20 protein-coding genes are annotated in these 17,922 nt (G+C 50.5%); 10 read left to right on the plus strand and 10 right to left on the minus strand.

What is annotated here, in order from left to right; translation table 11 throughout:
* Positions 1–127: 127 nt before the first annotated feature.
* Genes BBI15_RS12990 through lipL form a run of 3 tightly spaced genes read right to left on the minus strand, consistent with a single transcriptional unit; the run spans position 128 to position 2,809 of the window.
* The gene (locus BBI15_RS12990; protein ID WP_068870128.1) at positions 128–634 is read right to left on the minus strand and encodes a YwgA family protein; all 507 of its coding nucleotides are present in this window, start codon (positions 632–634) and stop codon (positions 128–130) included.
* Positions 635–1,939, minus strand: coding sequence for an HD domain-containing protein (locus tag BBI15_RS12995; RefSeq protein WP_068870130.1), 1,305 nt, complete (start codon positions 1,937–1,939; stop codon positions 635–637).
* Positions 1,940–1,987: 48 nt separating this feature from the next.
* Positions 1,988–2,809 (minus strand): octanoyl-[GcvH]:protein N-octanoyltransferase, encoded by an 822-nt coding sequence (lipL, locus tag BBI15_RS13000; RefSeq protein WP_068870132.1) that lies wholly within the window; start codon positions 2,807–2,809, stop codon positions 1,988–1,990.
* A gap of 172 nt (positions 2,810–2,981) precedes the next feature.
* On the opposite strand from lipL, the gene hemQ reads away from it, so the two are divergent.
* On the plus strand, positions 2,982–3,731 hold the full coding sequence (gene hemQ / locus BBI15_RS13005) for a hydrogen peroxide-dependent heme synthase (protein ID WP_068870134.1): 750 nt from the start codon (positions 2,982–2,984) through the stop codon (positions 3,729–3,731).
* 165 nt (positions 3,732–3,896) lie between these two features.
* On the plus strand, positions 3,897–4,919 hold the full coding sequence (locus tag BBI15_RS13010) for a hypothetical protein (RefSeq protein ID WP_084632894.1): 1,023 nt from the start codon (positions 3,897–3,899) through the stop codon (positions 4,917–4,919).
* Positions 4,920–5,058: 139 nt separating this feature from the next.
* Here the strand turns inward: BBI15_RS13010 and BBI15_RS13015 are convergent, their stop codons facing one another.
* From BBI15_RS13015 to BBI15_RS13030, 4 genes are all read right to left on the minus strand, one after another.
* Positions 5,059–6,150, minus strand: coding sequence for an acyltransferase (locus BBI15_RS13015; protein ID WP_068870136.1), 1,092 nt, complete (start codon positions 6,148–6,150; stop codon positions 5,059–5,061).
* 187 nt (positions 6,151–6,337) lie between these two features.
* The gene (locus BBI15_RS13020) at positions 6,338–6,715 is read right to left on the minus strand and encodes a DUF423 domain-containing protein (protein ID WP_068870138.1); all 378 of its coding nucleotides are present in this window, start codon (positions 6,713–6,715) and stop codon (positions 6,338–6,340) included.
* Between the two features lie 20 nt (positions 6,716–6,735).
* Entirely contained in the window at positions 6,736–7,002 is a 267-nt protein-coding gene (locus tag BBI15_RS13025) for a YwdI family protein (protein WP_068870140.1), read from the minus strand.
* 59 nt (positions 7,003–7,061) lie between these two features.
* Entirely contained in the window at positions 7,062–7,736 is a 675-nt protein-coding gene (locus BBI15_RS13030; protein WP_068870141.1) for a uracil-DNA glycosylase, read from the minus strand.
* A gap of 129 nt (positions 7,737–7,865) precedes the next feature.
* Here BBI15_RS13030 and BBI15_RS13035 point away from each other — a divergent pair, with 129 nt between their 5' ends.
* The gene (locus BBI15_RS13035; protein ID WP_068870143.1) at positions 7,866–8,120 is read left to right on the plus strand and encodes a hypothetical protein; all 255 of its coding nucleotides are present in this window, start codon (positions 7,866–7,868) and stop codon (positions 8,118–8,120) included.
* Between the two features lie 60 nt (positions 8,121–8,180).
* Positions 8,181–9,014 (plus strand): pyridoxine/pyridoxal/pyridoxamine kinase, encoded by an 834-nt coding sequence (gene pdxK / locus BBI15_RS13040; protein ID WP_068870145.1) that lies wholly within the window; start codon positions 8,181–8,183, stop codon positions 9,012–9,014.
* A 494-nt stretch (positions 9,015–9,508) separates the two neighbouring features.
* Here pdxK and BBI15_RS13045 read toward each other — a convergent pair whose 3' ends face one another.
* Both BBI15_RS13045 and BBI15_RS16590 read right to left on the minus strand, forming a co-directional pair.
* Positions 9,509–10,519, minus strand: a complete 1,011-nt coding sequence (locus tag BBI15_RS13045) for an ABC transporter permease (protein ID WP_068870147.1) — start codon at positions 10,517–10,519, stop codon at positions 9,509–9,511.
* Positions 10,520–10,571: 52 nt separating this feature from the next.
* Positions 10,572–11,384, minus strand: coding sequence for an ABC transporter permease subunit (locus tag BBI15_RS16590; RefSeq protein WP_237150869.1), 813 nt, complete (start codon positions 11,382–11,384; stop codon positions 10,572–10,574).
* Positions 11,385–11,519: 135 nt separating this feature from the next.
* On the opposite strand from BBI15_RS16590, the gene BBI15_RS13055 reads away from it, so the two are divergent.
* The 3 genes from BBI15_RS13055 to BBI15_RS13065 all read left to right on the plus strand — a co-directional run bounded on the left by BBI15_RS13055 (position 11,520) and on the right by BBI15_RS13065 (position 14,257).
* Positions 11,520–11,870 (plus strand): YojF family protein, encoded by a 351-nt coding sequence (locus tag BBI15_RS13055; RefSeq protein WP_068870148.1) that lies wholly within the window; start codon positions 11,520–11,522, stop codon positions 11,868–11,870.
* Between the two features lie 12 nt (positions 11,871–11,882).
* On the plus strand, positions 11,883–12,563 hold the full coding sequence (gene bshB2 / locus BBI15_RS13060; protein WP_068870150.1) for a bacillithiol biosynthesis deacetylase BshB2: 681 nt from the start codon (positions 11,883–11,885) through the stop codon (positions 12,561–12,563).
* A gap of 341 nt (positions 12,564–12,904) precedes the next feature.
* Positions 12,905–14,257, plus strand: a complete 1,353-nt coding sequence (locus tag BBI15_RS13065; protein WP_068870152.1) for a YjiH family protein — start codon at positions 12,905–12,907, stop codon at positions 14,255–14,257.
* Positions 14,258–14,304: 47 nt separating this feature from the next.
* On the opposite strand, the gene BBI15_RS13070 is transcribed toward BBI15_RS13065, so the two are convergent.
* Positions 14,305–15,249 carry an L-threonine 3-dehydrogenase gene (locus BBI15_RS13070; RefSeq protein ID WP_068870154.1) on the minus strand — a complete coding sequence of 315 codons (945 nt, stop codon included), beginning with the start codon at positions 15,247–15,249 and terminating at the stop codon, positions 14,305–14,307.
* A gap of 240 nt (positions 15,250–15,489) precedes the next feature.
* On the opposite strand from BBI15_RS13070, the gene BBI15_RS13075 reads away from it, so the two are divergent.
* The 3 genes from BBI15_RS13075 to BBI15_RS13085 are packed head-to-tail and all read left to right on the plus strand — an operon-like array spanning position 15,490 to position 17,777.
* The gene (locus tag BBI15_RS13075; protein ID WP_068870156.1) at positions 15,490–16,308 is read left to right on the plus strand and encodes an amino acid ABC transporter substrate-binding protein; all 819 of its coding nucleotides are present in this window, start codon (positions 15,490–15,492) and stop codon (positions 16,306–16,308) included.
* The gene (locus BBI15_RS13080) at positions 16,262–16,996 is read left to right on the plus strand and encodes an amino acid ABC transporter permease (protein ID WP_084632896.1); all 735 of its coding nucleotides are present in this window, start codon (positions 16,262–16,264) and stop codon (positions 16,994–16,996) included. The genes BBI15_RS13075 and BBI15_RS13080 overlap by 47 nt, the downstream gene beginning before the upstream one ends.
* 31 nt (positions 16,997–17,027) lie before the next feature.
* Positions 17,028–17,777 (plus strand): amino acid ABC transporter ATP-binding protein, encoded by a 750-nt coding sequence (locus tag BBI15_RS13085; protein WP_068870160.1) that lies wholly within the window; start codon positions 17,028–17,030, stop codon positions 17,775–17,777.
* The last annotated feature ends 145 nt before the right edge of the window (positions 17,778–17,922 follow it).

Below are 17,922 nucleotides of genomic sequence, written 5' to 3' on the forward strand. Positions count from 1 at the left end.
CCCAGGCGTCGGCCTCCCCCTTAGCTCCGCCTATAGTTTGAGAGATGAATAGGAATTTCGTCAACATCTCAGCTACTTATGCTGACTATAACAACAGTATAATCGACTATGAGTATTGAGTACGTTTTTACGAAAGCTTCAATTGCTCGAGTTCGTCTAGAAAGCGGTAAGCTTCTCCGATTTCAGCTTCGGTGAAATTGAGCTTGCCTTTGACGCTATGTAATTTGGCGATTTGTTCGCCGCGCTCTAGATGGCCGAAGTATAAAAGCGTCGAGGCCAGTTCCAGGAAACGCGCGCTTTGGGCATTGAGCAAAGCGGCGACTTCGGGATTTTTCGGGATGGAAGCGCCGACAGCATTGCGGAATTCCATGCCCTCATCCGTCACGTCGTATTTATATTGGACATAGGAGCCTTTGTCTTCAAGTGCTTCGGATAAAAAGCCCATATCGCATAATTCCTCGATGCGTGCCGTCAATTCTTCCGAGTACGGGCCGTAAATATGGAATTCGTACTTCTCTTTGAACGGCACATTGAGCTTTTTCATGATATAGACCATTTTCTGCAGTTTTTTGCGGCCGGTCACTCCTTCGGCCGTCGCGATGAAATCGACGATTCTTGCGTGTTCTTGGAGCAACTAAACCCCTCCTTCTCTTAGCATTTCCAGGATTTGCTGCTTGACGGCTTTTTTCTTGCCGTCGATGAGCAGTTCCGCTGGAAAGTACAATTTATAATCGGTACGGCGCTTGCCGGAAATGGCGTCGACGATCTGCGACAGCCTTGAGAGTTCCTTGATATCGCCGTTTGGCATCAATAGCTGGATCGGCAGCCGTTCTTCCTCTTCCCCCGGCCGGTAGAAATCATAGGGCAAATCGGAAGTCGAGTCGTCGATCAAATAATATTCGGGATCGATGCCCGCTTTCTTGAACAAAGCCGAAAGCTCCCCGAGTTTCTTATAATCCGTCCCCGGATCGAAATCGACGTACTGGAACAGGCGGCGATTGACGAAGCGATCGCATAGGTCGGCAAGGATCGGGTCGCGTTCGTTCATCCACAACTGGAAGTAGGTCATCAAGACCCCTTCATCGAGCGCCAGATAATCGGCGAGCGTGAAGCTGCGGTCGAAAAAGGCGAGAAAGTGGGTCGGCGGCTGCTGGAATTGATAACCGCTTTCGCTCAATTCCTTGGCTCGCTGCAAGATCTTCCGCAAAATCACTTCCGCGCTTCTCGCCACTGGGTGGAAATACACTTGCCAATACATTTGGTAGCGGCTCATGATGTAGTCCTCGACCGCGTGCATGCCGCTCGACTTGATGACGACTTGGTCATCGAGCGGCCGCATGACGCGCAAGATGCGTTCCATGTCGAAGTGGCCGTACGACACACCGGTATAATAGGCATCACGCTGCAAATAATCCATCCGGTCGGCATCGATCTGGCTGGAAATGAGCGACACGACTTGTTTATTGGAATAGGTTTTGGCGATGACTTCCGCTACATGTGCCGGAAAATCCGCGGATACTTTTTTCAAGATGGCGTTCACTTCTGTATCACCTGTCAAGATGGCGCGCGTAAATTCCTCATGATCCACATTGAAGACTTTTTCAAATGAATGCGAAAACGGCCCATGCCCGAGGTCGTGAAGAAGCGCTGCGCATAAGACCGTCAAGCGCTCGCTTTCATCCCATTCCGGGCGGCCGTGGAAGACATCGTCCGAGATGCGCCGGACGATTTCGTAGACGCCGAGCGAATGGTTGAAGCGGCTATGCTCCGCCCCGTGGAAGACGAGGTAGGATGTCCCGAGTTGTTTGATGCGGCGCAGGCGTTGGAATTCCTTTGAATTGACGAGGTCCCAAATCACTTGGTCGCGCACGTGGATATACCGGTGAACCGGATCTTTGAACACTTTTTCTTCAACTAATTTCTGTGTAGCGTAGCTCACGGGCACTCCTCCTCGAATCGTACTGGTTATTCTACACGAATCGCACGCTCATTCAAGCGTCCGTTCAAGCATTTTTTCATTGCGTTCAAGCACCCGCTTCAAATAAAACGAGTACAGTTCAAATTCATTTTCCTGAAGCGGCATCGGGGCCGGCGAACCGAGCAGCGCATGCAAATCGAGCACCACTTCAGGAACTGTGATGTCGCGGCCGAGCAATTCGCTGAGCGACGCCATCACGTCCGGCTGGATCTCTGGGTAGCTGAACTTCGTCTCTTCCCCTTGCTTGCCTGCTTCATAGAAATCACGGATCACTTCCGCCCGCTCCGCCCCGCTTCCCTCTATGCACAAATATACTTGCACGGCGATGCCGCGGCGGATGCGCCGCTGGGAAATGCCGGCGAATTTCTTGCCGCCGATGCTCAGGTCATAGCTTCCGGGGCAATACGAACCGACGATTTCGTAGGCGTCGATTTCCGCTTCCGGGAACAAGGCTTCGACGAGTTCGACCATCATATCGTAGCCTTGCGGAATGTCGATGGCGCCTTCTTTTTCCGACAGGACGATGGAGATATTCAACACGCCGGAATCAAGAACGACGGCAAGGCCGCCGGAATTCCGGACAATCGCCTGGTAGCCGTTGCTCTTCAGGACCTCCATCGCCTGATCGATATGCGGCAAGCGATGGTCCTGTATGCCAAGCACGACCGTGTCATCGTGCACCCAGGTCCGGACTGTCGGCTGGCTTTTCTGTGAACCGACCAATTCGCACAGCGTATCATCCGCCGCGAACGATTCGAGCGCTGACCGCTTGCGTGCACTCAGCGACTGGTCCCAAAAGCGCCAGTTTTTGTCTTCCATAAATAAAGCCATGCTGTCATTCTCCTCTTTTATGTTCGTTCTTTTCAGTTTACCCTTTTCCATGCAGGCTGAAAAGGCGCTATGCCCATGTCAAATTGGTGACAGGCCCCATTCGGATAGGAACTTATGTCTTGCATATGATAAACTGTGGAAGAGAGATTCACATAAAAGGAGTGTTCTACTGATGAATGAAGCAGCAATCACATTAGACGGCTGGTACGTGCTCCATGACTTCCGTTCCATGGACTGGGTCGCTTGGAAAATGTTGACCGATGAAGAGCGTCAATTCGCGATTGACGAATTCAATACTTTCATGGAAAAAGTCAACCAAGCCGATGAAAACAAAACCGGTGCCCACGCCCTTTATTCCATCATCGGGCAAAAAGCTGATATCATGCTTATGCTTTTGCGTGAAACGATGGATGAATTGCGCGAGCTCGAAACCGAGTACAATAAATTGACTTTGATCGCCTATACCGTGCCGACCTATTCTTACGTTTCCGTTGTGGAATTGTCGAATTACCTGGCAGGCGAAAGCAACGAAGACCCATACCAAAACCCGCATGTCCGTTCGCGCCTGTACCCGGAACTCCAACGTTCCCAGTACATCTGCTTCTATCCGATGGACAAGCGCCGCGAAGGCAACGACAACTGGTACATGCTGCCGATGCAGGAGCGCAAAGATTTGATGCTGTCACACGGCAAAATCGGCCGCAGCTACGCAGGCAAGGTCAAGCAGATCATTTCCGGATCTGTCGGATTCGATGATTACGAGTGGGGCGTTACTTTATTTGCCGAAGACGTTCTCCAATTCAAGAAGCTTGTCTATGAAATGCGTTTCGACGAAGTCTCCGCCCGCTACGGCGAATTCGGCTCATTCTATGTCGGCACGATTCTCGACAAAGAAAAAACCGTGAAATTCCTCGAAGTCTAAATTCATCCATACTGCCGCTCCCCTTCACTGGGGGGCGGCTTTTTTGAGCCACAGAACCCCATTCACGCCCCTTCAGAATGTTCACACTTTTCTTGAATTCGCCATATTTTTCCTGCCACTTGCTGCATCGATTCGGGTATATTAAAAGAAAAACGGGGTGTTTGTATGTTCGTGATGCGCCAGACAAACTATGCAAAATGGGCTTTCGCTTTATTGCTGCTCGTCCTCTTCAGCAATTTCCTGGTTTACCGTTCCCCTTTTTCGGCTGCTGTCGTACCCGATGACACGTTTTGGCTCGTTGCCGGCTCATTGGTCGACTTTGCCATCGTCGCGCCATTATTGCTGCTCGCTTCTTTTCGCCTGAATGCCAAGCAATTGGCTGCTTTCATTGCGGCTGGGTTAATCGCGGCACGCTTCATCATTCCCTCTCTTTATTTCGAACCGTTTGCCTTGCTGTTCTATTTCGGCGCTGCGTTTGAAGTGCTCGTACTGGCAGCCGAACTTGCGCTGCTTGCCTTGTTGCTCATCCAGATCCCGAGAATCCGGCGTGATATGGCCAAGGAGACGGGCAGCCCGCTGTTCACCTTGTTTCCAGCTGTATACAGAAACATCAAACCGAATCCACTCATCAATATCATATTATCCGAAGCACTCGCTTTCTATTACGCTTTCTTCACCTGGAAAAAGCGTCCCACAGATGACCCGAGGGCCATTACGCTCCATAAAAACACCAGTTCCATCGCATTTACCCTTATGCTGATCCACGCCATCATCATCGAGACCATCGGCATCCATTGGTGGCTGCACGACAAATCCGCTTTGCTCTCCATCATCCTGCTCGTCTTGAATGTCTATAGCGTCATCTATTTCATCGGTGACATCCAAGCCACCCGCTTGAACCCCTTAACCGTCAAGAACGGCAAGTTGAATGTATCGTTAGGGTTGAACAAGAGGATCAGCGTGCCACTCGATTCGATCGAGTCGGTGCGTTGGGGCGCTGAACCTGAAGCCGATGCACTGGAATTCGTAGCTAAAGACTTCGAAGAGCCGGAGCCTGAAGTGGTGATCGATTTCAAGCTTCCACAGCAAGCGGTGCTGTTTTTCGGAAAAACCCGCACAGTCTCGCAAATTGCGCTGAAAGTGGACAATCCTGAGAAATTGAAGCAATTGCTAAGTTCCATAAAATAAAAAAGCTGCCTGCAATATGCAGGCAGCGAAGCGGTCGAGGAGGCTTGGGCGCGAGCCCGCGGAGCCGTGCGATAAGCTTCGGAAAATAAGGCTTTTCATCTTTCCCGAGCCTTATTTACGTTCCGATCCCCGAACCAAATCAGGCTTCCGTCAAGCCCTTATTGCCGCTGTCTGTGACCGGCTTGACTTTCTTGACGGAAGGCACCGTCAATACAAGGCGGCCGAACGGCAATTTCTGGACGAGCATGATGAGCCCGACTGTAATGGCCATCACCGCTACATACCATACCGGAAACAGGGAAAGCGTCCATACGCCTTCGGGCAAATTGCGCTGCAGCATATTGATGACGAACGGATGGATTAAATAAACGCCCATCGACATGGCCCCCAGCTTGGATGCAAGGGTGTGCAGCAACGGATTCCGTGCAATTTTTTCAGAAATCGCCATGATGAACAAAATAAGGATCGGCAAATTGAGGATATTGGAAACCCGGTTGGACCCTATGTAACGTCCCCATTCATATTCGACTGCTGCGAAATAGAGGATTAACAGTATACCGACAAATAAGCCGACTCTCCATTTATACGCCCATTGTTTCGCCGCTTCCCAGTTATAGGCAAGAAACCCGCCGAAGATGAAAAAGAAAATCCATTTGGGCAAAAAGGCGCGCTGTTCCATTATGAGCCCGGCCAGCCCACCGAATTGCGACGGTTCCATGAACTTCATCGCGTAAACATGGATGAGGGCTGATGCTATCAATGCAATCATCCAAGCGGCTTTGCCCTTGATCAATTGCAGCAAAGGGAAAACTAAATAGAATTGCAGCACGATGGAAATGAAATAAAGGTGAGAATATGTCTCCCCAAACGCCACTTCGAACAAAAAGCGCTTGATGCCCCCATCCAGCGGGTTTGCCCCGAAAACCAGCCAAAGGTAAAACAAATAAAAGGCCGTCCAGAACAGGAAGGGAATGACGATTTTCTTCAAACGCGAAGTAAAGAACCGCTGGAAGAAAAACCCTTTATTCTTCACCTGTAAAAATAATAAGAGCCCGCTGACGATGGCAAAGATCGGTGTGCCGAAACGGCTCGCCTGGTTGAGGAATAAAATGACATCCTCCCATTCACCGCGCTGGACATAATATAGCGCGGATACATGCACAAGCACGACCATGAGGCAGCCGACTGCCCGCATCACATGTATGTCAAAAATATGAGCTTGCTGTTTCATATGTATCTACATCCTTATCCGTTAATCAAACCTTATCCATTGTATGACTAGCTGCAATAGGGATACAACATATTTACAGAAACTTAATATGATCTGCTGAAATTTCCATTTTTCTGAGCAATGGAAATGTTCACGCCGATATGAAAAAGCTGCCTGCATGTGCTCTGCAGGCAGCTTTTCTCTCGCATTATAATGTTTTCATGGCAGCGATGATGAGCATGACCCATCCCGCGATAAACGCGACGCCGCCGATTGGCGTGATGGCCCCAAGCACGCTGATGCCCGTCAAGCTCAGGACATAAAGGCTTCCCGAGAAAACCACGATGCCGGCAAGCATCAAATACCCGGCCCAACTGAGTGAACCGAGCGGGCCGATGAGCGCCGAGCTCATCAAGATGGCGACGGCGATCAAGCCGATTGAATGGAACATCTGGTATTGCACTGCTGTTTGCCACGTATCCAAATATTTATCCGCTACTCGGCCTTCGAGCATATGTGCCCCGAAAGCGCCTAAAGCGACGGCCAGCAGTCCATTAACCGCTCCTGCGATCAAGAAAAATTTCATATGTTTCGTCCTCTTTCCATTTAAAATTCAAAAAGCGAATCGCCGTTCGCCCCTTCTTCCTGAAGCCTTGTAGCTGAAGGAACCGACTGTGGCCGGTTCACCGTCTCCGCCATAGCAAGCGGCATGGCGCGCGGTTTCTTTGGCGCTTGGCTGCCGTCTTCGAGAAGCAGGTCGCATAAAGCACGGATTGCGGCAAGGGATTCCCGGATTTTTTCGGGTCCGCCTTCCCGCGCACGGGCCGTATGCTTATCGATTTCATCTAAAATGCGTGTCGTTTCGATGCCCATGTGTCGTAGCCCCTCTCGCTATTAGTCCCAACCAGTTTACCACGTCCAAACCGGATCCGTCAGTCCAGGCAGAAATCGATCGGCGTTTCGCCACGCGATTGTAACAGCTTGTTCACTTTTGAGAACGGCTTGCTGCCGAAAAATCCGCGATGCGCACTAAGCGGGCTCGGATGAGGTGCTTCGATGATATCATGGCGTTCGGTATCGATCAGCCGTTTTTTCGTCTGTGCCGGCTTGCCCCATAAAATGAAGATGACCGGTTCTTCGCGTTCCGATAATTTCCGGATCACTTCATCCGTGAACTGCTCCCACCCCTTTTTCTGGTGTGAATGTGCTTGCCCTTTTCTCACCGTCAACACGGTGTTAAGCATAAGGACGCCTTGGTCTGACCATTTCGTCAAAGTGCCATCCACCGGTTTCCCGCAGCCGATGTCGTCTTCTAGCTCCTTGAAGATATTGCGCAGGCTTGGCGGATGGGCGATGCCCGGCTGGACGGAAAAGCTCAAGCCATGCGCTTGATTTGGGCCGTGGTAAGGGTCTTGTCCCAGTATGACCGCCTTGACGTCTTGATAAGCTGTATGTTCGAAAGCATTCCAGATATTCTCTTTTACGGGGTAGACGGTTTCTTTTGCATATTCTTCTTTTAAGAACTCCCTCAATTCCCGGTAATAGCTTTTACCGAATTCTTCCTCCAGGATTTCTTGCCAGTCATTGCTGAAAATTTGCTTTGCCATAGTAGCTCTTCCTCCGATCAGTCACTTTTCTTTTCAATACCCGTTCTCTTTTTCTCTAGTCATCTTCCGCTGCAAGCGCTTCAATTCGCCAGTCTGCCGTGTTACGATGGAGAAAAGGGGCGGGATCATATGGCAGACTGGCGGCAACGAATCTCTGATATTTCCAAAACGAAAGGCGATAGTGCACCCGAAAGCGCCAAACGCGCCGGCATGGGCTGCCTGGTCGGCTTGATCGTTATAGCAGCCATTTTAACATTGGTGATGGCAGTGGGCCTATTCACCAGCGGGCATTGGGTCATTGGAGGCGTCACGCTATTATTTTCTCTGGCTTCGAGTGCAACAGTGCTCGCCCTGGCTTGGCCTCACAGGCCCAAACCTTTGTAAATGATGCAAAATTTCTATAAAATTAGCTCAATGACTAAATAGCCTAAAGGAGATTGACTTATGACACTCAAAAAGACACTCACCATAGCAGGATCCGATACGTCCGGCGGCGCCGGCATCCAGGCCGACCTGAAAACGTTCCAGGAACACGGCACATACGGCATGAACGCATTGACGGTCATCGTCACGATGGACCCGGATAACCATTGGAGCCATGGCATCCACCCGATCGCGCTCGATACGCTTGATGCCCAGTTGAAAACAGCGTTCTCTACCGGAATCGATTCGTTGAAAACCGGCATGCTGCCGACCGTCGATATCATCGAAATGGCCGGCAAAGCCATCGAAGCATCCGGCATTACCGATGTGGTCATTGACCCCGTAATGGCTTGCAAAGGCGAAGACGAAGTGCTGTTCCCAGAAAACGTCGATGCGATGGTCAAATACTTGCTGCCGAACGCAAAAGTCGTGACACCGAACCTCGTGGAAGCCGGCCAATTGTCTGGGCTCGGCACGCTTCACACGGTCGAAGACCTGCAAAAAGCGGCAGAAAAGATCCACGCACACGGAGCGAAATTCGTCGTCATCAAAGGCGGCAAGCAATTGAAGCATGAAAAAGCAGCTGACCTTCTGTACGACGGGGAAAAACATTACCTGTTGACGGCAGAGAAAACCGATACGACCTATAACCACGGTGCCGGCTGCACATTCGCTGCGGCGATCACCGCGAATCTTGCCAATGGCCAATCGGTCAAAGATGCGGTCTACAACGCAAAAATCTTTGTTTCTACAGCGATTGCACATGGCTGGAAGCTCAATGAATACGTAGGTCCTGTCATGCATGGGGCTGCAAATAAGTTCCAAAAAGCTGAAGTCCAGGTTGTGGAATTGTAATTCAGGCTAGATAGAAAAGGAGGGCGCTTCGGCGCCCTCCTTTTCCAGAGTGTTGAAAAAGTCTATCAATCCATTACGAACTAGAATGGAGTCATTTTTCTACATTCAAAAATCAATGATCTTTCTAAGTATTTGGAGAAGCGTTCGCTCGACTCCTGTGGATCAGCGAGACGACCGAGACCCCGCAAGGAATGAATGAGCGAAGCTTAGCTGAGCGCATTCATTTGCGACGCATCTGCCACGCAGATGTGGGAGCAAGCGGTTTTTCTGCGATGCTCGAACGCAGTGAGAGTTGAGCACAAGGGTTTCGAAGCGACTGAGGAGGCTCGGGCGCGAGCCCACGGAAAGCGAGCGATAAGCTTCGGAAAATACGATTTCCTACCTTTCTCGACAAGCTGGAAAAGGAGGGCGCTTCGGCGCCCTCCTTTTCTATTATCGTTTCCCGCTCCCCTGCCCGTAACCCTCACCAATGGTAATTGTTATGGAATGGATATTCATTTAGGCGGATCTTCATTTTTCAAGCGCACCATTTTTTCCCGCAGCTGTTGCCGGTCCCATTCAACCAATGGATCTTCTTGCGCCGCTTGGCGGGTTTTTTGGAGTTTCGGCTGTTTCGAACGCAGATAGCCTTCCATCATCAACGAGACAGCGAAAATGGCCAGCCCGATAAACAGTACCGGCATAAGCGGCAGCCATGGCGCTCCTTGCAAATAGCGGAAAGTTGAACCGAACAGCCCAGCCCATTCATAGGAAATCGACATCGGCGGATCTCCAAACCAAGGGTCATAACTCACTTTGGTGCCCCCAAGAAAGAGATTCAACAACCCGAGATGCGCGAGGACGATGAAAGTTTCCATGACTTGCTGGCCATACAGCACGGCGATTTTCTCGCGCATTTGGGGGTAGAGATGCTTGCGGATGATGCGCGAACTTCCCGCGCCAAGCGTCTTGGCTGCGAGTATGTATTCCTTGTCGAGGAGCAATGCCGCTTCATTTGCGATCAAGATCGAGACGATCGGTACGGTCAATAATGCCATCATCACCACTTGTATCGCGATGCGTTCCCACAGGGTCGTCGAAAAGCCTTCCGGCGGCATCCACAACACCGGCGCCAGCACATAGGCTGCAAACAAGGTCAGTGGAATGTAATGCATCGAGTCGGCAAAGCTTGAAAGCCACTTCCGGTGCTTGCCCAGATATGTCCCAAGGATATAGCCGGCCGGTACGGCGATCAGCATGCGTAAGGCTGCCACTGCAAGGGCCGCCAAAATGGTGTATTTTGCGCCAAGCATCAATTTGCCGAGTAAATCATATCCGTATTGGTCCGTCCCGAGCGGATACTGCCAGCTCGGGGAAATCGGCGCGCCTTCCACTGCCCGCCCGTTTTCCGTCACATAATAAATCTGGCGCGGGACATTCCCAAAGATCCATTCATAAACAAAACTGCCGACGAGGAAAAAGGCCAAGATACTAAATCCGATTAGAAAATAGGGCTGTTTCCACATTTACGCCACCGCCTTTTTACGTTGGCGGGCAACGAAAAACCATTCTCCGAAACTATACAGCAGGAACATCGGCAGGAAAAAGCTGAAAATCGCGACCAAAAAGCCCATCGGATTCATATTGCCGCTGAGGAACAGCATAATGCCTGGCAAATTGAACATCAATTCCAATACAAATAGATTCGACAGCATGAACCACATCGTTTTTTTTGGATTGGAAGAATACGCTGATGATGGCGTTCCGGAACATATGGACAAGCACGATGTACACTTTCGAAAAGCCGAGTGCGCGTGCCAATTCGACATACATCTGGCGCTCTTCTTCCTGGAACGTCAGCATCGCCAGCCGGTAAAGCTGGATCGTCGGCAAGATAGCTAGGCACAGGACCGGCAGCCAGTAGATGCGGTCATCTCCAGCCACAGCGATTTTCGAAACCAGGATGCCGGTTTGCTTGAAAAACGCGATAACCAACAGCTGCGCCGTCATGATGATCAGGAGGTCCGGGATGGATTCCAGAAAATAAAGCGCCATCTTCACGCGTTCACGCACTTTTTCAGGCAGCAGCATCGTCGCCACCGTCAGGGCCAGCGAGACGGCAACTGCCGCGATCAAAGCTATAAACAAAATTTCGAGCGAATAGGCGATATAAGCGAAGACATTCGGGAATAACGCAATCTCCTGCCCCGCCCTGTAATGGAAGAATGTGATATCGCCAACCGGCCAAAGCCCTATCACTGTCGACCGGATCGATTCGACGTATTCTTGCCATCGCCATTCCCCCAAAAGCCACCCGGCAATCAGCGTTGGCAAGCTAGCGGCCAAAATGATCCCGGCAATGGCCAGCAAAATATTCAATAAGCCTTTCATGGTCCCCATCCTTTTTCGGAAAATTCTCTCTTCCTCCATTCTATCATTATTCTTTATGCCTTAGAGCGTACTAATCGCATTCATCCTCAGAGTTCCTTATACTGATAGAATACCGATTTAATTAGGAGGCACACCATGGAACTAGTAGAAGTCAACCAACTCCAAGCGGCGATCGATTCGTTCGCCGGCAAGGAGGTCTACCTTCACCTGGAAACGACGAATGGCAGCTACGCCAGCCATTTCAATGAAGGCTTTTTCAACGCCGGGGCATTCATCCGCAATGTCGTCATCAATTTCGAACTGGGGAAAGTCGTCGGCGACAGCCCGCATCGTGTCGGGCTGAAACTCCCGCAAGGCTGGGTCTATGCACAAGGCATCACTCATTTTGAAATCGATGAAGAAGGCCGTTTGCTGCTCGCCGGCCACGACGGAACCGGAAAATTGGCGGTGGCGCTGCAACTCAGCGAAACACCGTTCAGCTATTAAGGAGGAATTTCAATGACCATCCCGAAAGAACGACATGTATTGGTCGTCTTCCCCCACCCCGACGACGAAGCGTTCGGCGTGTCGGGAACGATCACGACCCATATCCAACAAGGAACGCCCGTTACATACGCCTGCCTGACACTTGGCGAAATGGGCCGCAACCTCGGCAACCCGCCGTTTGCGACGCGTGAATCTTTGCCGGCCATCCGTAAGAAAGAGCTTCTCGCTTCGGCCAAGGCGATGGGTTTGACGGATCTTCGCATGATGGGCCTTCGCGATAAGACCATCGAGTTCGAAGATGACGAAAAAATGGTGCGCATGATGGAAGAGCTAATTGAAGACACCAATCCATCCCTGATCATCACGTTCTATCCTGATTTTGCTGTGCACCCTGACCACGAAGCCACGGCCCGTGCCGTCGTACGCGCTGTGCGCCGAATGGAAGACCGCCCGAAACTGCATTGTGTGGCGTTCGCCAACAATACACTGGAAGTGCTCGGGGAACCTGATGTCGTCTATGATATCAAGCCTGTCCGCGAACAGAAGATGAATTCGATGAAAGCCCATATTTCGCAAACTGCCTGGATGCTCGAGGAAATGGAGCATAAGCTGCAAAACGGTGACACCGAAACCGAAAACTGGCTCACCCTTGAACGTTTCTACACTTACCGCTGGGATCAGGATTTCGAATAAGCTCATAGGCCGAATCCCGCCCCGCATGCCAAAAAGCCATGCGGGGCGGGATTTTCTTTATGGACGATTACCCTCACTTCGCACATCCCGCTTCCATGATACTTAACATGCGCCCTTCGCCCCGTTCCCTAAAACTACCACACTGACTCTGGAGGGAGGTTCCTCCACCATTATTATCCATATTCAGCGATAAGATTTTCTTTCTTAAAACTACTATTATTTTCTGCTGTTTTCAGATAATATAAACATTACTAATGACAGCGGTTCCAAAGGGGAAAGTGTTGTATAATTAGTATTATTTTCGTTTATTCATACAATAAAGAGAAAAGGGGAATACTATTTTGAAAAAGTTTTCAGCTTCTACTTGGTTATTATTCCTGATTCCGTCGTTCCTGGGGATCCTGTTGTTCCTCATCCCGATTCCGACAGAGGAAGGTTGGAAAGTGACGATTGCTGTCCTTGCAGGCATTATGGCCGGACAGATCGAATCGTTCGTCCCTTGGGTCATGCTGGTCATCTTGATCATCGCCGCCCTCGGCTCTTTGGCTTTCATCGGCAAAAAAGAGAACACTTCCGACACCGTCCCATTTTTCGAGAAATTGTTCAATGTTAACCTGTTCTGGACATTGACGCGGCTTGTCGCCGCCGTGTTCGCTTTCATGGTCCTGTTCCAAGTCGGCCCTGAGCCGGTATGGAACGAAAATACCGGCGGCTTGTTGTTGTCAGGAGACGGCTTATTGTCATTCCTGTTCACGATCTTCCTGTTCGCCGGATTGTTCCTGCCGCTTTTGATGAACTTCGGGCTGCTTGAATTCTTCGGTACCATGATGGTCAAAATCATGCGCCCGCTGTTCCGGCTCCCTGGCCGCTCTTCCATCGATGCACTGGCTTCATGGGTCGGCGATGGCACGATTGGCGTCCTGCTGACAAGCAAGCAATACGAAGACAATAAATATACCCAGCGCGAAGCTGCGATTATCGGAACGACCTTCTCTGTCGTCTCGATTACCTTCGCCATCGTCGTCATTGAAGAAATCGGCCTTGGCTCTTATTTCCTTCCATATTACGGCACTGTCGTTCTTGCCGGCTTGATCTTGGCGCTCATCATGCCGCGCATTTACCCACTTGCGCAGAAAAAAACGGAATTCATGGATGGCTCGCCTCAAGAATCGATTTCTGAAGATGTACCGGATGGACAAGGCCTGGCATCGCACGGGCTTGAGAAAGCGCTCGAAAAAGCAGACCGCAACCGCTCTGTCGGCAATTTCTTCACAGACGGCATGAAGAATGTACTGGATATGTGGATCGGCGTAGCGCCTGTCGTCATGGCTTTCGGTACGATCGCCTTGATCCTTGCCGAGTACACATCAACTTTCGTCATTCTCGGCGCACCGTTCGAGCCATATTTGAACCTTCTTGGCGTGCCTGAAGCTGCCGAAGCGGCACAATTGATGGTCGTCGGTTTTGCGGATATGTTCTTGCCGGCCATTCTCGGTGCGGGCATCGAATCCGAAATGACACGTTTTGTTGTCGCGACCATGTCTGTTACGCAATTGATCTATATGTCTGAAGTCGGGGGCTTGTTGCTCGGCTCCAAGATCCCGGTCAATATTTTCGATTTGATCGTCGTCTTCCTTTTGCGCACGGTCATCGCTTTGCCAATCGTTGTCGGCGTGGCACACCTATTGTTTTAATGAAGATCAAAAAGGCGCTTTTCCGGTTTCGGAAAAGCGCCTTTTTCTTATGCTTGCTGTAATTTTTGCTTCAGTTTTTCCAGCATATCTGCCGTCATGGCGTCCAAATCATACGCTGTTTTGAAGTTCCATTCGTCTTTTGCGGCACTGGCATCAATACTATCCGGCCAGCTGTCTGCGATTGCCTGGCGAGCAGGATCCACCTCATAGCCCAATTTGAAGTCCGGTATATATTTACGGATTGAAGCCGCGATTTCTTCAGGTTCAAAGCTCATCGCCGTGACATTGAATGCGTTGCGGTGGACCAGTTTGTCCGCATCGGCTTCCATCAAGTCGACAATCGCCTGAAGCGCATCCGGCATATACATCATATCCATGCGAGTGCCTTCTGCAATATAGGAAGTATAGCTGCCCTTTTCAATTGCCTGGTAATAGATATCCACGGCGTAATCTGTCGTTCCCCCGCCTGGAGGCGCAACATTCGAAATCAATCCTGGGAAACGCAGGCCGCGTGTATCGACGCCGAATTTCGTGAAGTAATAATCGCAAAGCAATTCCCCTGCCACCTTGTTTACGCCATACATCGTCGTCGGGCGTTGTAGGGTGTCTTGCGGAGTGTCGTTCTTCGGCGTTGATGGGCCGAACGCGCCGATTGAGCTCGGCGTGAAAAATTGCATATCGAGTTCACGGGCTGCTTCAAGGGCATTGACCAATCCACCCATATTCAAGTTCCACGCAAGCAGCGGCTTTTCCTCTGCCGTCGCTGACAATAGCGCTGCCATATGGATCATGGTATCGGCGTTGAAATCACGCGCCAAAGTGAGCATGCGTTCTGCATCCGTCACGTCCAAAAGTTCAAACGGCCCGTCCTGGTTATCCGATGGGCGAATATCGGTAGCCAATACATTCTCGGCGCCATATGTTTCACGCAATTTACCTACCAATTCCGAGCCGATCTGCCCTAAAGCTCCTGTCACCATGATTCGTTTCATTTTCAAGCACTCCTTTTCCACAAAGCATTTGTCCACTCTAAAAAGACAATTAAATCTCCATAAAAGCTTCTAAATCAAGCTTTTCGTTAAAGCCATTATAAATTGTTCTCTTTAAAAAAACAACGACTTTTACTTACTTTGTGCCGGACGATTAAACCTACTATACAGGTACGGTTTATTGTGATTAAATAGAACAACAACGCCTTGATGGCAAAAACTTAATGAAATGGGGAAGCATCAATGAAGAAACAATGGGCATTTCTGCCGATCGGCGCAGCGGCACTATTCCTCGCGGCTTGCGGATCTTCCGATAACGCAGACAACACAGACTCAGGCAGCAGCACAGAAGGCGGAACGGACTTGCTCGCAGAAATCCAGGAAGAAGGAACTTTAGTGATCGGAACGGAAGGGACATATCCTCCTTTCACATTCCATGATGACAGCGGCGAATTGACTGGCTTCGATGTCGAAATCGCCCGTGAAGTCGCGGACCGCCTCGGCGTCGAAGCGGAATTCCTCGAAACGCAATGGGACGCCATGTTTGCAGGCCTTGATGCTGAGCGGTTCGATATGGTCGCGAACCAAGTCGGGATCAACGAAGAGCGCCAGGAAAGCTACGATTTCTCGGATCCTTATATCACTTCGACGGCCGTTCTTGTGGTAGCGGAAGGCAATGAAGAAATCCAAAGCTTCGATGATCTGGAAGGCAAGCTCTCGGCGCAGTCATTGACCAGCAATTACGCCGAAATGGCCACTTCCTATGGCGCAGAGCTTGAAGGCGTCGAAGGCTTTAACCAAGCGATCGAACTATTGGTATCTGGGCGTGTCGATGCAACAGTCAACGATAATTTGACAGTCCTTGATTTCCAGAACCAGCGTCCGGATGCCGGCATTAAAGTCGTGGATGAATCCGGCGATGCGGCGCAAAGCGCGTTATTGTTCCGAAAAGGCAATGACACGCTCGTCGAGGCAGCAAACGAGGCACTTGCTGAGATGATCGAGGACGGCACGTATGAAGAAATCTCCAATAAGTGGTTCGGCGAAAATGTACTTGAATAGCATTTTCTCAAACCCTGAACGGTTGGAGCGGCTCGGCGATATCGCCCAGTCCTCCTTCTGGCCTTTGATCGAAGCGGCTGTGCAATTCACCTTGCCGCTTTCGGTCATTTCTTTTATCCTCGGGCTAGTCCTGGCGGTCATCACTGCGCTTGCCCGCATCTCCACCGTCCGGATCCTGCAATGGATTGCGCGTGTCTATGTCTCGATCATCCGGGGCACGCCGCTACTCGTCCAATTATTTATCCTGTTTTACGGCTTGCCGACGGTCGGCGTCACCATCGATCCCTTCCCGGCCGCTGTCATCGGTTTTTCCTTGAATGTCGGTGCCTACGCTTCGGAAGTCATCCGTGCGGCGATCTTGTCGATTCCAAAAGGCCAATGGGAAGCAGCCGATACAATCGGCATGTCCTATTCCCAGACCTTGCGGCGCGTCATTTTGCCTCAAGCATCGCGCGTCTCGGTGCCGCCGCTTTCCAATACCTTCATCAGCCTGGTCAAGGATACGTCTCTTGCCGCGTTGATCCTGGTGACGGAAATGTTCCGAGTCGCCCAGCAAATCGCTGCGACCAATTACGAATTCCTGCTGCTTTACGGACAGGCGGCATTGATCTACTGGATCATTTGTTTCTTACTGTCACTCGTCCAAGGGCGCTTGGAAAACCGCTTTGACCGTTATGTTTCCCGTTAAAGCCAGATCGATCTATAGATAGGAGTTTATTATGATTTCAATCAAAAATTTGCATAAGAGCTTCGGCGAGCTGGAAGTGCTGAAAGGCATCGACCTCGACGTCGAAAAAGGGCAAACGATCGTCGTCATCGGCCCTTCCGGTTCAGGAAAGACCACCTTTCTCCGCTGCCTCAATATTTTAGAGAAACCAAGTGACGGCACGGTGGAGATCGGCGGGCTGGTGGCTGATTTTTCAAAGCCGATGTCCAAAAAACAAATCATGGCCTTTCGCAAGCAATCAGCGATGGTGTTCCAGCATTACAACTTGTTCCCCCATATGACGGCACTTGAAAATATTATGGAAGGGCCAGTCACCGTCCAGAAAAAAGACAAAGCGCAAGCGAAAGAAAAAGCTCTGGCACTGCTTGAGAAAGTCGGACTGTCGGACAAAGCCGATTCATATCCGCACCAGCTATCAGGCGGGCAACAGCAGCGCGTCGGCATTGCCCGCGCGCTCGCGCTTGAACCGAAAGTCATGCTGTTCGATGAACCGACTTCCGCACTCGATCCCGAACTTGTCGGAGAAGTGCTGAAAGTTATGAAAGACTTGGCACAAGAAGGCATGACGATGGTCGTCGTCACCCACGAAATGCGCTTTGCAAAAGGCGCAGCCGACGAAGTATTGTTCATGGACAGCGGACGGATTGTTGAACGCGGCACACCGGACAATGTGTTCAATCACCCTCAAGAAGAACGCACGAAACGCTTCTTGAATTTAATTCAAGACACGGATGCCATTTAACCAAAGAAAAGCCCCAGTGCATATAGCACTGGGGATTTTCAGAGTGTTGAAGAAGTCTATTGATCCATTACGAATGAGAATGGGATCTTTTTTTTCATTCAAAAATACAATGATATTTCTAAGTATTTGGAGAAGCGTTCGCTCG

This window comes from Planococcus plakortidis (assembly GCF_001687605.2).
GTDB lineage: Bacteria > Bacillota > Bacilli > Bacillales_A > Planococcaceae > Planococcus > Planococcus plakortidis.

Coding starts and splice junctions, on each gene's coding strand:
- BBI15_RS13055 (WP_068870148.1), top strand. CDS start 11,520: ATGGAACTAGTAGAAGTCAACCAACTCCAAGCGGCGATCGATTCGTTC.
- BBI15_RS13015 (WP_068870136.1), bottom strand. CDS start 6,150: ATGAAACAGCAAGCTCATATTTTTGACATACATGTGATGCGGGCAGTC.
- BBI15_RS13020 (WP_068870138.1), bottom strand. CDS start 6,715: ATGAAATTTTTCTTGATCGCAGGAGCGGTTAATGGACTGCTGGCCGTC.
- BBI15_RS13010 (WP_084632894.1), top strand. CDS start 3,897: ATGTTCGTGATGCGCCAGACAAACTATGCAAAATGGGCTTTCGCTTTA.
- BBI15_RS13080 (WP_084632896.1), top strand. CDS start 16,262: ATGAAGAAATCTCCAATAAGTGGTTCGGCGAAAATGTACTTGAATAGC.
- BBI15_RS13045 (WP_068870147.1), bottom strand. CDS start 10,519: ATGTGGAAACAGCCCTATTTTCTAATCGGATTTAGTATCTTGGCCTTT.
- BBI15_RS13030 (WP_068870141.1), bottom strand. CDS start 7,736: ATGGCAAAGCAAATTTTCAGCAATGACTGGCAAGAAATCCTGGAGGAA.
- BBI15_RS13025 (WP_068870140.1), bottom strand. CDS start 7,002: ATGGGCATCGAAACGACACGCATTTTAGATGAAATCGATAAGCATACG.
- BBI15_RS13085 (WP_068870160.1), top strand. CDS start 17,028: ATGATTTCAATCAAAAATTTGCATAAGAGCTTCGGCGAGCTGGAAGTG.
- BBI15_RS13075 (WP_068870156.1), top strand. CDS start 15,490: ATGAAGAAACAATGGGCATTTCTGCCGATCGGCGCAGCGGCACTATTC.
- BBI15_RS13035 (WP_068870143.1), top strand. CDS start 7,866: ATGGCAGACTGGCGGCAACGAATCTCTGATATTTCCAAAACGAAAGGC.
- bshB2 (WP_068870150.1), top strand. CDS start 11,883: ATGACCATCCCGAAAGAACGACATGTATTGGTCGTCTTCCCCCACCCC.
- BBI15_RS13070 (WP_068870154.1), bottom strand. CDS start 15,249: ATGAAACGAATCATGGTGACAGGAGCTTTAGGGCAGATCGGCTCGGAA.
- BBI15_RS16590 (WP_237150869.1), bottom strand. CDS start 11,384: ATGAAAGGCTTATTGAATATTTTGCTGGCCATTGCCGGGATCATTTTG.
- lipL (WP_068870132.1), bottom strand. CDS start 2,809: ATGGCTTTATTTATGGAAGACAAAAACTGGCGCTTTTGGGACCAGTCG.
- hemQ (WP_068870134.1), top strand. CDS start 2,982: ATGAATGAAGCAGCAATCACATTAGACGGCTGGTACGTGCTCCATGAC.
- pdxK (WP_068870145.1), top strand. CDS start 8,181: ATGACACTCAAAAAGACACTCACCATAGCAGGATCCGATACGTCCGGC.